This is a genomic window from Streptococcus mitis SK564, assembly GCF_000148525.1.
GTDB classification, from domain to species: domain Bacteria; phylum Bacillota; class Bacilli; order Lactobacillales; family Streptococcaceae; genus Streptococcus; species Streptococcus mitis_H.
Map to the genome: position 1 here is coordinate 1 of NZ_AEDU01000021.1, position 11,458 is coordinate 11,458.

The following is an 11,458-nucleotide window of genomic DNA, read 5'->3' on the forward strand; positions in this document are numbered from 1 at the left end:
GTTCGGAAAGATAACTGGACCTGTGAATGTGAACCGTTGCCAGTCCTTGCTTGGAGTGATGTCAGCACTAGCTTTCAGACCAAAGCGATTTGTTTGATAGTGATAAAAATGTAGAGGACGAATCTCACCCCCTTCATTGATTTTTAAATCAAACGAGAGAGTCCAAATTTCTCCGACATTTTCTTGTGAAAGATATGGATGTAAAGGAAACGGGAAGAAACGCGTACTTGTTCGAACCTTCTCAGAGTCTCGATAATAGTTTCTACCACCAACTTTAACATTCGCTATCTTACTAGCTAGCTCCTCGGCTGTCTGTGTGAGTTCTGACTTACTGGCTTTACCATTAGCCAAGTTGGTCAATTCTGACAGTCTACGAGTCGTTGTCTCTTCATACGTCGCTTGCGCTGACTTCACACCAGCCAGTTCATTCTTGGTCTTGTTAAGTGCTTCAACCTGCTTGGCAATCTCAGCTGTAACCTGTTCTTGCTTCGGTCGAATATCGTTCGCGATCGTCCGTTTCAGAACATCCAAATCATCTAACAAAGCTGTTTGAGCGCTCGTAGCCTGTCTCTTGAACTCTTCAAGTTTGGCAACAGAATCCAACCCAATCCGCTTGGCTTCCTGTGCAAGCAGGGTACTTGCGCCAGCGTTTCGCAAGGCTTCTTCAGCCCTGCGTTTGGCTTCTTGTAGAGGGCCACTGTTAAAACTATTGAAGCGCTGGTTGATATTGTCAGAGAGTTCTTGCTTGACTTCTTCAGCTTTAGCTCTAGTAGCATTCAACCCATCTTCGAACTCGTTCTTCAGTTCTTCAGTTTTACGGTCAAATGCAAGGTCAGCATTCTTGAGTTCTCTGGCTAACTGCCTTTCAAAATCATCTTGAAGTTGTTTAGTTTCACCCTTGACGGCATCACTCACCGCGTTACCTATCGCATTCGCAAGACCTGACTTGAACTGCCCAAAACCAATTGTCTTCAATTTTTTGCCCATTGGTGAGTAAGTGTACTTAGTAATCTTCTTGCGCACATCCAGATTGTAGACCTCATGAAAGAGACTAACAATATCAAACATCTGAATGGGCACGTCACTTTGGCCGACAACCTCAATCTCAAGGCTATCTTCCATCATGTCACAGAGCGATGTTCTGTAATACTGCTCACCATACCTGCGAAGGCTTGCTTCATCCTTCACGTCCTGGTCATTAACCTCAATCACATCTTCGTAGATTTGACTGTACTTGTTAATGAGTGGACTATCCATAACCACAGACAACTTGCGGTCAGGCGCCTTTTCTACCTCACCTTTGACTGTCGCGATGAAAGTAATTCGAGTCTTTAAAGACTTGGTAGATGTCTTGTGCTGGTAGCTAGACAGGTTCTTTTTGTACATAAAAAGCGATTCGTTTTCCGAACCGCCATTTTTTAAAAGCCGAACCTGGTATCCATGACGAACAAGGTCGCCACCCCACTGACCAATAATAGAATGCTTATCTTTCGCAAATGCCTCCATAGCATTCTTAGAGCCAATATTAAAGGTATGCCTATCTTCAATATCAGAGAAGAATGAGAACGGATTGTCACGAGTGATCGCGCCAGCAAAACGACTTAGAGCAGTTGAGCCAGTCGCTCGATCAAGAGTAAGCGAACTGACCACATAGTTATTCAAGAGGGTGAATACTTGATTCGAATAGACTTGAATATAGCCATGCTTCTTCTCTACCTCGAAAATGACAAAATCCTGTTCACCGTGAAGGTCATCAGCCGTTAGGAACGTTTCCTCCTTCAACTGCTCCCATAAGGAATCCGAGGTCGGAAATCGGAAGGACAATTGATAAGTGCTATTATCCTCTTGAACAATTTCATCAGCATAGGCAGCGTTCAGAGGCATATTTCCATTTGTTAAATAAATCAAATCTTATACCTCCAATTCGGTCGAATAGTAATTTTACGGACATTTCCAGTAAACGAGATCCCGACCTTACCAGTTGGGATTTCCAAGAACCCTCCACGTTTCCTAAGAGTGTTCTGAACCGCACCAGTAGCATTGTAGATGTTTTGCTTACCTTGCCTGCAATCAATCATGGCCTTGGTCTTAATAGCAAGATACATGCTCTTACGGCCAATAGTAAGGGAGATATCACCATCCCCCTCAACCTCGATGATTGGTTCAGAATAAATCGTCCCAAGATTATTGATTGTAGCAGATGCAGTAAGAACAACAGGTTCTACGCTCTTCTGATATCTGAAGGGTTGCATGTCTAACTTGATCTCTAACTTCCAAGCATGATTCCCAAAAGGTTCAAAACTAGCAGTCACAAAGTTAGCATAAAACAATGAGTCAAGCTGATAGCTAAATTCCAAAACGTTATCATTCGATTGAAACTTATCAAGAATACTTGAAATCTCAACCATTTTTTTAACGTGGAGAGTGAAGGTCCTTTCGTAACTGTCGAAAGAACCGTCTAACACACGGTAACTACCATTGACTCCATAAAGAGTTGCCTTCTCTCCTTTTGGCTTAGCAGCCTCCACCTTCCCAAAATCGGTCACAACACAACCAGGAAGGCTTGATGTATTAAAACCATTGATGATCATATAATCCATTAAATTCCTCCCCTCGCATAAATAGCACCGTGTTGTTCATAGGTTTTGATTGAAATAATGTCATTGTCCAGATAAACGTCTGACGATTTTTCAAGGATAGCCGTAAGGATCTTCTCCATACTTGCTCTCAGAATCGCTATCTCAGACACGGTTTGACTGTCTTTTGCTTCGATTTGAGCGCTTGGCATAGCCAAACTTGCTTCAATATTCTTGGTAATGGTAGGTGTTCCACTCAAACCAAAATCATCGTTTGAAAATGCATTTGAGATTTCGCCAGCCATTCCACTAACAGATTTCTTAACACCTTTGAAACGGTCTTGCAACCCTCTATCCAAACCTTGCATAATCGCATTACCAGCAGGGATCAAGAGCTTGCGGTCGTACTCAATCGGACCTTTGTGATCCGCAATCCAACCAGCAATACCTCCGACGAAATCAGTCACTGAGTCCCAAGCTGATTTCAAACCGCCTAGGAATCCATCAAGGATAGCCTTACCAGCTGACCATAGGTCAATGTTTCGAATACCATCGAAGATACTCGCAACATTACTTACAAGGTCACTAACACCTTGCTTCATACTTTCCCATGCTCGCTGAGCGCCTTGGACAAGTCCATCAATCAGACCTAAGACAGTTGATTTCAAACCTTCCCAAGCACTGCTTGCGACAGATTTGATCGTGTTCCAGATGTTAGATAATATCTGAGCAAAGCCATCAAAGATAGCCTTACCTGCAGCAGACAACCCTTTCCAGATGGCCTCACCAACACCCTTTATAGCATTCCAAGCGGTGCCCCAGTCACCATTGATGATAGCCATGACTGCTTTTATAATGCCACTGATAACATCCATAGCCGTCTGAATAGCAATCTTCATCAATTCCCAAACGGTTGTTACTACCGTGCAGATATTGTTCCACGTCGCTTCAATGAAAGGAGCAAGGATATTCATTGCGGTTTCAATAATAGATTGAATGATCGGCATAACCGTCTGAATAACTGTCTGGATGGCGTTCCAAACCGTTGTGAACGTTTGTTGAATCAAACCTTGATTTTCAGTCCACCACAAAGAAATGCCATCCCAGACAGACTTGATAAAGTCTACTACTCCTTGAATAATCGGAGCAACAACAGCCATCATATTGTTCCATACGGTTGTAGCTGTTTCAACAATACCGTTCCAAACACCAGACAATGTTGAACTAATAGACTGCCAAGCACTAGACAACCAATCCATGAAGCCTTGCCAAATTTGTCTACCCGTCTCAGTTTGAGTGAAGAACCAAGCTAATGCAGCCACTAGAGCAGCGATTGCACCAACAACAAGAACAATAGGGTTTGCAGACATTACCGCATTAAACAAACCAAAAGAACCACTAGCTCCAACTGCTGCCGCATTTTCAGCAGCTAAAGCAGCCGTCAACGTTCCACTCGCAACCGCTCTAGCTTGAGACAAAGCAAAAGAGATATTAAAGATTGCGTTTTTAGCACTCTCGATAGCTTTTGTGGCTAAAATAACAGCTTTGTAGGTTTTCCATGCTGTAGTTAATCCAATAACAGCAGACGCAACTGCAGAGACAATACCTGGATGTTCTTTTAGCAATCCTGTTATATCCTTCAAAATTGAAGAAGCACCTTTTAGAACATTAGAAAGAAATTCAAATGCTGTCCCTAAAAGATTGACATTTTGACTGCTATCTTGTATGCCTAAAAAACCTCCAACAAAATCAGCTACGATGCTACCAACATTACCGATAACTGACCCGATATTCTCAAAGGTTACACGGATATTGTCCGCAATATTGATAATTTGGTTCGCTGCATCTTCGCTAAATCCAAGCGCATCTAATATCTCGAAGTTACCCTCTTTATCCATAGACCCAAAGATCATGTCAAAGAATGTTTCGAAAATCCCTGTTACACGCCCAATCTGCTCATATACCGCATTACCAAAGGCGTCCCCAAAAAGCTGAGAAGCTAAAGAGCTTACGCCTTCGGTCAGTACTACTCCTAGTCCTGATAAGATATTTCCTATCATTGGGAAGAAGTTAGCAAAAAGGAAAGTTCTTGTAGTCTCTAGTAAAGACTGCAAGGCCGGCGTTACGTTTTCGCCAATTGCTATCTTACCTAAAACGTTTTGAGCTGCGGCCTTCATCGATTCAAAAGAACCTGTGAAAGTTGTTGCTGCTTCTCTTGCTGTTGTGCCAGTGATATCCAAATTCTCTTGGATAGCGTGAATGGCGCTATAAACATCTGACAAATTATTAATGTCATACTTAACGCCTGTCAACTTTTCTGCATCTGACAAAAGCCGTTGCATTTCTTGTTTTGTACCACCATAACCCAATTTCAAGTTATCAAGCATGGTATAGTTTTGCTTGGCAAAACCTTGATAAGCCAGCTGAATGCTTTCCATAGATGTCCCCATCTTGTTTGCATTATCTGACATATCAATCATGGCCATGTTAGCTGTTTCCGCTGCTTTATTTGTATCTCCACCAAGAGATTGCAACAGACTTGCTGAGAAGCCTGTAACATTTTCCATATATGCATTGGCCGATAGACCTGTTGTTTTGTAGGCCTCATTCGCAAAGCCTTTAACCTTATCAGCTGAATCTTTAAAAAGGGTTTCGACACCACCAAGCGATTGTTGGAGTGCTGCCCCTTCACTCAATGCGGCGCTAAAGGCTTTCCCAACACCTGCAGCTGCAACTATCTTTTTAAAGGTGCCTACAATGTTTGATCCAAGTGATTCTCCTGCGAAAGTTCCTGCTGAAGCAACCTCGCCACCTATCTCTTTCTGGATCATTCCGCTTATTCCTTTAGCGGATGGAATGATTTGTACATAGGCTTTCCCTAGTTGTGTTGCCACTAGCTTTCACCTCCTGTTTTCGCAAGTAAAGCCTTGCGATAGTTTTCAAAGTCCTCACCAGATTCAAAGACGAGATAGTCTTTCTCATCGTTCTCACTCTTATCTCTCTTAATGAGTTGATCCGCGATGGATGCAGGACGATTAACACCCTTTTGTCCATCTTTGGTTTGCAACCACAAAGAAAGAGACAGTCTGTCTACAATACTTGCAAGCAAAGTAGTTTCCAGAGGGACAATCTGATTAGACATCATCTGCTTTATCCGCGAATCATCACGCAAACCATACGCAAAAACAGCCACCTGATTCAAAGGTAGCTGTTTGTAGTCGTATATTTGGTAGGTTTCCGCTAAATCACAGATAAGAGCATCCTCGTCTAAGGAAATCATCTGAGCAAGGACTAGGATTTTTTTAAGTCATTACTTTTATCAAAGATACTCTTAATATCTGCAAATAACACTTCAGAATCCACGATTTCATCTTCATCCTCTAAATGTTTTAAAAATGATAGAGCTTGTTCTTTACCAAATAGAAGATTTAAAAATGTTTCTGTTTCTTCAAGATCTTGCTTTTCAACTTTCGCGACAGATTTGAGAAGATAATAATTTCTCAATCGTTTTTTAGGGATTTTGTACTCAAACCCTGATTCCGTTTTTCCTTTTAAGATTTCTTCCATTTACTTTACGCTCCTTGGATATATTCGTAGTGAGTGTTCTCACTGTTGTCTGGTAATGCAGTGATAGTCAATTCATAGCCGATAGGTTCGCCATCTTTATAGCTGATTTCGCCAATTTCGCTAACCTTACCACGAGGGATGACAACGCGTTTCACATAGCCATTTTTCAGCAAAGTATCAATAACTAAACTATGCTCTGGCAACTCTTTACCATTGGCTTTTACAGTGATACCTGTTTCAAGGGTTCCTGAAACGTTATCTGGTCCATAGACTTCTTTCAAGACTTCAATGTTAAGACCCTCAATCAATTTGTATTTGAAGGTATCTTTCTTTTCTGTTTGAGAAGACAAGACTGTTTGTCCACCCCACGCTTTGACTTCTTCACTTTCTGGCGAGTTCTCATTGGTCAATCCATCTTCTGAAATGTACCCTAGTGTTTTGAATGCTACGTCCAAGGCCGTTTTGGCATTCGTTGGAAGATTTGTTCCAGCTGGAGCAGTAGAAACCGCCCCTCCGATTTTCGGCTTAGCAGCCGTTACATTTGATGCTGATGCAGTCGTCATATTCTTTCCTCCTGTTGATTCTGCATTTGGTGTTCTTACTTCTGGTGCTTCTAATTCTGGCGCCAAAACTACACCTCCTTTTTAAAAATAATTGATGTCATATACCGCTTGATAGCGATATTGCTTCGTTTCGGTGTCTGTAAAGTTGTAGTCACTATTGTGATGTACACCGCTAACTTCGTTGACTGTGATGAGATTCTCAACTACTCTCTTGACTTTCTCATTCAGCTCAGCAGCCTTTTGAAGTGATGGTGCATAACTTTGAAAAGCGAATGTAGCGGAATGAACGTAGTCACTTCCACCACCTCCAGTCTTTTCAAGAATGACATAACTTTCAGGCATTTTCGGTTTATGTTCAAAAAAAGACGGTACATCTAACTGTCCGTCTAAAAATTTCTTTATAACTAATTCGATCATCTCATAGCCTTCAGCAAAATATTATGTTTTTTATTTCTGGCCATGCTCTTGATGTCAGTCGTACTAATCTTTGCATTGGCACGCTTTTGCCCTGGCGATACGGTCAATTCAAACCCCTCGCCAGCTCTTTCAGCAATTTCTTGCCCCTTCTCTTCTAAAATATCTTGCATTTCAGGAGAGCGTAATAGAGCAGATACCCCTAGTGGATTCAATTGAAATTTTATATTACTCATACGCTTCAACCATCACTTTCTTATTCCATTCTAGAGGCATCATGGCTTCAATACCTTCTAAGGGAATGCCAATCGTGCGCCATTTGCGCCCAAAGAAACGAACTTCACGGTCTTTCCACTCGTTCTGATCGCCTTTTGGGACGCCTAGCGTATAAGCGGCCTTTTTACCAGTAAGATTCAGTTGATTGGTGACATCTTCTGTCGAAGACGGAACAACTAGGACATTTTCTACTTGAATTTCAGTATTCTCATAGATGGGATGCCCAAAGTCATCCTTTCCAGTCTTAGTTTTCCCAATCAAGGTTACAGTAATTCCTTTAATCCGTCCCATAGATATCAATCACCCCATATCTTTGTTTTTTGAGACCTAGACGTTTCAATTCTGAATCTTTGATAAAGAGACCACCGCCAGGCACTAGATAAGAACCACTGAAGGAATAACCTAAAGCGGACTCAGCCACCTGAGTCATTGGCTCCTGGTCAGTTGAGGTCATCAACGTGCGAGCTACCACATCAACAGTGACGGACTTGACCACCATAGCAAAAGATGGATCAGTAGCCACCAACCCATCTAAATCCTTGCCAACTTTTTTAGCTTCAACACGAAGAGAATGAGAAACAACTTCCAACAGCGCTTCGGCTCGTTTTCCCTCATCGAATTTCAACGCTCGCCACAATTTTTTCAAATCTTCTACTGTTGCAAAGTTTTCCATCTAACTCACCCTTCGTTCGCGATTAGTAAATCAAGCAAAGCAGATTTATTTGCCTTGCTATCATACTCAACACCCAATTCATCAAGTTTCACCTTGATTTCTGGAACAGTCAGACGATATTCATCCTTAAATTCACTAACAGGAACCCAGTCGCCTGTCAGTTCACAATCTGTTTCAATTGTCACCAAGGTTTCTTTATTAATATATTCCATATTAAGCCTCCACACGAGCAAATGCCTGCTCGTCAAGAATCCCCCAACCTACATACACTTCTGTACGTAAGCAAACTTCGCGATAGCGTTTCAAGTCACGGCCAGCACCGTCTGGATCACCGTATTTAATGATTTCAAGAGGAATTTCATCTGCATATCCCCATTTTACAGCATTTTCAAAATCACCAACGATAACATGGTCTTTTTTAGCTGAGTTTGCAACAGTTGTCAATGTTTTATTGACATCTGACTTCATTCCATAAAATGAATCTGGGTTTTGACCAAAACGGTATTCAGGATATTGGACTACCCCGTTTACCTTAATTTTTCCAAGTGCAGCCCCTGCAGCCGGAGACAATGCGATCCCATTCACTTCACAATCATTTGCTGTGACAGTTGCAACAGCAGCATCAATATTGTCATCAATTTTATCTGCTTCATAGGTAACTACATTTCCTGTAATCAAACCATCAAATGAGTTTGTGGCTTTGAAAGAAGCATCTGTCATTGATTTTGGTTCAAGGCCATGAAATGAAGCGATATCAATTGCTTGTGCAACTTTTTTAGACAAGCCATCAATAAAAGATTTGAGGTAAGATAATTGTTTTTCTTCTGAACAATGTACAAATTCCTCAGATACCCGTGCTTGATAAGTAATCAAAATAGGTTTGATTACTTTCGGTTTCATAGTTGCATTTCCAGCATTTGAAGGATTACCTTCACCTACAATTTCAGCATTTCCTTCAAGATTGAATACAAATGTTTCAGTTCCAGAAAACGGAATAGGTTCTTGAGTAGTAAGTTTTGCAAGGGTTGAATGTCCCTTTACCTTACTAAAAATGTCTTGAACTGTTTCGACTGGTAAAAGATCCCCTGTTTGTAGTGTTGCCATAAATTATTCTCCTCTCATTTTATGCAACATTCCTTTCAATGCTGCATCTTTGTCATCAATTGAGCTAGGCTCATTTGTTCCGAGCGGGTAAACTGGTTGAGTTTTCTTTATAAAACCAGCTAAGCGATCTGCATCAACTTTCAAGCTTTCTTCATCAGTTCCCTGCAAACGATCTGCAAGGTCGTAAGGCAGTCCATGTTGCAAAGCTACTCGAGTTCGCAGACTAGCCGTCTCATAACCAGCGATTTTACTCTGCATCTCTTCAAGTTGCTTGTCAGCATCTGCCTTACTTTGATTGTTAGCTTCGATTGTTGACTTCAAGTCAACATTTTCTGTTTCCAATTCTGTAACTCGAGATTTGAGCTGGTCATAGTCGCTATACTTCGCTTTCTCACGAGATAAACGCTCCTTAATAGCAGCATCAAATTCTTCTTGTGTAGTGATTGGTTTAAATTCTGACATTCTCATGTCTCCTTTCTCCTGCTTCCCCGGCAGTTCGGTAATTTTTGGCATCAAAAAAAGCAGTCACAAGACCGCTTATTTTAATAACTGATTTTTTGCTTTTTCTTAGGTTTAGTCGTAGAACAAGCCCAGTGCGCAAGCAAAGCGCTATCCATCAAAGAAATATCCATGTCGTCAAAGTGCGATCGATAGCCAAATCCACCATTTGACCCAATATTCCGCTTGTCGCAGTTAGTGGCTACTTTAGACAGCGATGGTTGACCAGCATGACAGATGGTTTTCTGATAAATCCCCTGTTCCCAAAGAGCATTGGCCACGATGATTTCTTTCACCGTCGGCAGAATCACGTTCTTGATTCTATAGTCCTTCAACTCTTCGTCCAGGATCTTTTGCCCACTTGCGCCATCGATGACAATTTGAGCCACGTCGGATTGACGCAAGAAAGCAACCATCCACTCATTCCCATTACGAACGGATTGACAATCGACTGTTTCCACAAAGAAACGGCCATCCTTGGTACGTGCAGCAATGCTCAAAGCCACGTTCGTTCCATCTTGGCCATACTTGATACCAACAGACAGCTTGCCAGATAATTCTGGTATGTCATCCACCTTTAGCTCATTCCACTCCGTTTCAGAAATAGCAGATTTCTGGTTGTAAGTTGGCCAAAATCCCAAACGTTGGATATTATGGTCTAGCTTATCCTCACCAAGCTCTGCCTCAATCTTCCGCTCATTTAAGTGGTATCCCATGGATGGATTAGAATTATACCAGGCTTCCACATCGTCAATTTCCTTTTCATCAGAAACAGACCACTCAGCCCAGCCAGAATACTTCCCTTTCCCAAATAGACATGTCTCACGATACTTAGTAAAGACCGTTCCACTTGATACAGGTGTCGGAGGTGTTCCACACATGATTGTGATAGGATTCTCACTATCCGTAACCGTGTATTTCAAAGCAGATTCTTGCTCGGTCGTGTACTCCTGAGCCTCGTCAATGATCAGCATGTCGAACCCTTCACCAAGACCACCATTTGATGTCCTAGTACGAAATTGGATAACACCACCTGTTGAATAAAGTTCAATCCGCTCCTGCCCCTTCGCTCGAATGGAATTGAAATCCTCACCATCCACATACCCCATTTTCTCAAGGTATCGTTTCACCTTCTCAAAAGAGGAATGAGATGTAGAAATTCGGTGAGCCGTATGCAGGATATTCAATCCCTTATGCAAGCCCCAAATTTCAAGAATATAAAGGATTTCAGATTTCCCATTACGACGAGGAATAGAGTAACCAAACTTCTGATGCACCCAAAGACCGTTCTTGTCAACAGCCATCATAGGTAATAAAAGATTCTTCTGCCAAGCATAGCAAGAAAGACCAGTCCGTTCGTAAAGTTCAATCGCTTCTTTAGCTTTTGAATTTTTCTTGACGTATTTTAAAATCACCGATTGAGTAGGATTCTGATTGCCAAGTTTCTTCCTCGCCATTCCACATTCCTTTCAATCGTCATCGCATGATAACCCTATCGCTGGGATAATTTAATTGATCACGTTCAAAATATAATTTTTAGCAACATCCAGCATTCCCAATGCCTGCAAACTACTCTCCCAGCTATAGCCAAGATTTATCTCACCATCTTTATCTAAAGAAACCACCAGCACCGAAGTGTAGTCATGGCTAGCCTCAAGATTTTCTTCCAAAATTTCTTTCACGGAAGCACCGCGCTCAAGACTAGACTTTTTCTCTGAAAAATCAATTGTGTTTCCCATCGTTACTCCTTTCTAAGCATAATAAAAGCACCCTTACGAGTGCTTCAA

General features: G+C 41.7%; 15 protein-coding genes. All 15 read right to left on the bottom strand.

The genetic code is table 11. The features are described from left to right. A partial coding sequence (locus SMSK564_RS0102620) for a phage tail spike protein (RefSeq protein WP_000639862.1) occupies positions 1 to 1,908 on the bottom strand: 1,908 nt, incomplete at its 3' end. Then, complete coding sequence (locus SMSK564_RS0102625) at positions 1,905 to 2,600, bottom strand: hypothetical protein (protein WP_000386127.1); 696 nt, start codon at positions 2,598 to 2,600, stop codon at positions 1,905 to 1,907. The genes SMSK564_RS0102625 and SMSK564_RS0102620, both read right to left, overlap by 4 nt. Then, a complete protein-coding gene (locus SMSK564_RS09310) occupies positions 2,600 to 5,470 on the bottom strand; it encodes a hypothetical protein (protein WP_000235334.1) in 2,871 nt (956 codons plus the stop codon). Before SMSK564_RS09310 ends, SMSK564_RS0102625 begins: the two co-directional genes overlap by 1 nt. Then, positions 5,470 to 5,856 (bottom strand): DUF5361 domain-containing protein, encoded by a 387-nt coding sequence (locus SMSK564_RS09315; protein ID WP_000624221.1) that lies wholly within the window; start codon positions 5,854 to 5,856, stop codon positions 5,470 to 5,472. Before SMSK564_RS09315 ends, SMSK564_RS09310 begins: the two co-directional genes overlap by 1 nt. Before the next feature lie 11 nt (positions 5,857 to 5,867). Continuing rightward, positions 5,868 to 6,143, bottom strand: coding sequence for a hypothetical protein (locus SMSK564_RS09320; protein WP_000391235.1), 276 nt, complete (start codon positions 6,141 to 6,143; stop codon positions 5,868 to 5,870). Positions 6,144 to 6,148: 5 nt separating this feature from the next. Next, on the bottom strand, positions 6,149 to 6,706 hold the full coding sequence (locus tag SMSK564_RS09325) for a phage tail tube protein (protein ID WP_025170910.1): 558 nt from the start codon (positions 6,704 to 6,706) through the stop codon (positions 6,149 to 6,151). Positions 6,707 to 6,787: 81 nt separating this feature from the next. Beyond that, complete coding sequence (locus tag SMSK564_RS0102630) at positions 6,788 to 7,123, bottom strand: hypothetical protein (RefSeq protein WP_000571657.1); 336 nt, start codon at positions 7,121 to 7,123, stop codon at positions 6,788 to 6,790. Next, the gene (locus SMSK564_RS0102635) at positions 7,120 to 7,356 is read right to left on the bottom strand and encodes a hypothetical protein (protein WP_000065338.1); all 237 of its coding nucleotides are present in this window, start codon (positions 7,354 to 7,356) and stop codon (positions 7,120 to 7,122) included. Before SMSK564_RS0102635 ends, SMSK564_RS0102630 begins: the two co-directional genes overlap by 4 nt. Then, positions 7,349 to 7,687 (bottom strand): hypothetical protein, encoded by a 339-nt coding sequence (locus SMSK564_RS0102640; RefSeq protein ID WP_000532632.1) that lies wholly within the window; start codon positions 7,685 to 7,687, stop codon positions 7,349 to 7,351. Before SMSK564_RS0102640 ends, SMSK564_RS0102635 begins: the two co-directional genes overlap by 8 nt. Further along, positions 7,674 to 8,069, bottom strand: a complete 396-nt coding sequence (locus tag SMSK564_RS09330; protein ID WP_000426910.1) for a phage Gp19/Gp15/Gp42 family protein — start codon at positions 8,067 to 8,069, stop codon at positions 7,674 to 7,676. The genes SMSK564_RS0102640 and SMSK564_RS09330 overlap by 14 nt, the downstream gene beginning before the upstream one ends. A gap of 5 nt (positions 8,070 to 8,074) precedes the next feature. Further along, positions 8,075 to 8,281 (bottom strand): HeH/LEM domain-containing protein, encoded by a 207-nt coding sequence (locus SMSK564_RS09335; protein ID WP_000455769.1) that lies wholly within the window; start codon positions 8,279 to 8,281, stop codon positions 8,075 to 8,077. Between the two features lies 1 nt (position 8,282). Continuing rightward, the gene (locus tag SMSK564_RS09340) at positions 8,283 to 9,173 is read right to left on the bottom strand and encodes a phage major capsid protein (protein WP_000212751.1); all 891 of its coding nucleotides are present in this window, start codon (positions 9,171 to 9,173) and stop codon (positions 8,283 to 8,285) included. Between the two features lie 3 nt (positions 9,174 to 9,176). Next, complete coding sequence (locus SMSK564_RS09345; protein WP_001288668.1) at positions 9,177 to 9,635, bottom strand: capsid assembly scaffolding protein Gp46 family protein; 459 nt, start codon at positions 9,633 to 9,635, stop codon at positions 9,177 to 9,179. Positions 9,636 to 9,715: 80 nt separating this feature from the next. After that, positions 9,716 to 11,128 (bottom strand): terminase, encoded by a 1,413-nt coding sequence (locus SMSK564_RS09350; RefSeq protein WP_000101482.1) that lies wholly within the window; start codon positions 11,126 to 11,128, stop codon positions 9,716 to 9,718. A 51-nt stretch (positions 11,129 to 11,179) separates the two neighbouring features. Beyond that, positions 11,180 to 11,410, bottom strand: coding sequence for a hypothetical protein (locus SMSK564_RS09355; RefSeq protein ID WP_000528509.1), 231 nt, complete (start codon positions 11,408 to 11,410; stop codon positions 11,180 to 11,182). Positions 11,411 to 11,458: the final 48 nt, after the last annotated feature.

Excerpts from the sequence above, each read along its gene's own strand:
- SMSK564_RS0102625 (WP_000386127.1), bottom strand. The coding sequence starts at position 2,600 with ATGGATTATATGATCATCAATGGTTTTAATACATCAAGCCTTCCTGGT.
- SMSK564_RS09315 (WP_000624221.1), bottom strand. The coding sequence starts at position 5,856 with ATGATTTCCTTAGACGAGGATGCTCTTATCTGTGATTTAGCGGAAACC.
- SMSK564_RS09320 (WP_000391235.1), bottom strand. The coding sequence starts at position 6,143 with ATGGAAGAAATCTTAAAAGGAAAAACGGAATCAGGGTTTGAGTACAAA.
- SMSK564_RS09325 (WP_025170910.1), bottom strand. The coding sequence starts at position 6,706 with ATGACGACTGCATCAGCATCAAATGTAACGGCTGCTAAGCCGAAAATC.
- SMSK564_RS0102630 (WP_000571657.1), bottom strand. The coding sequence starts at position 7,123 with ATGATCGAATTAGTTATAAAGAAATTTTTAGACGGACAGTTAGATGTA.
- SMSK564_RS0102635 (WP_000065338.1), bottom strand. The coding sequence starts at position 7,356 with ATGAGTAATATAAAATTTCAATTGAATCCACTAGGGGTATCTGCTCTA.
- SMSK564_RS0102640 (WP_000532632.1), bottom strand. The coding sequence starts at position 7,687 with ATGGGACGGATTAAAGGAATTACTGTAACCTTGATTGGGAAAACTAAG.
- SMSK564_RS09330 (WP_000426910.1), bottom strand. The coding sequence starts at position 8,069 with ATGGAAAACTTTGCAACAGTAGAAGATTTGAAAAAATTGTGGCGAGCG.
- SMSK564_RS09335 (WP_000455769.1), bottom strand. The coding sequence starts at position 8,281 with ATGGAATATATTAATAAAGAAACCTTGGTGACAATTGAAACAGATTGT.
- SMSK564_RS09340 (WP_000212751.1), bottom strand. The coding sequence starts at position 9,173 with ATGGCAACACTACAAACAGGGGATCTTTTACCAGTCGAAACAGTTCAA.
- SMSK564_RS09345 (WP_001288668.1), bottom strand. The coding sequence starts at position 9,635 with ATGTCAGAATTTAAACCAATCACTACACAAGAAGAATTTGATGCTGCT.
- SMSK564_RS09350 (WP_000101482.1), bottom strand. The coding sequence starts at position 11,128 with ATGGCGAGGAAGAAACTTGGCAATCAGAATCCTACTCAATCGGTGATT.
- SMSK564_RS09355 (WP_000528509.1), bottom strand. The coding sequence starts at position 11,410 with ATGGGAAACACAATTGATTTTTCAGAGAAAAAGTCTAGTCTTGAGCGC.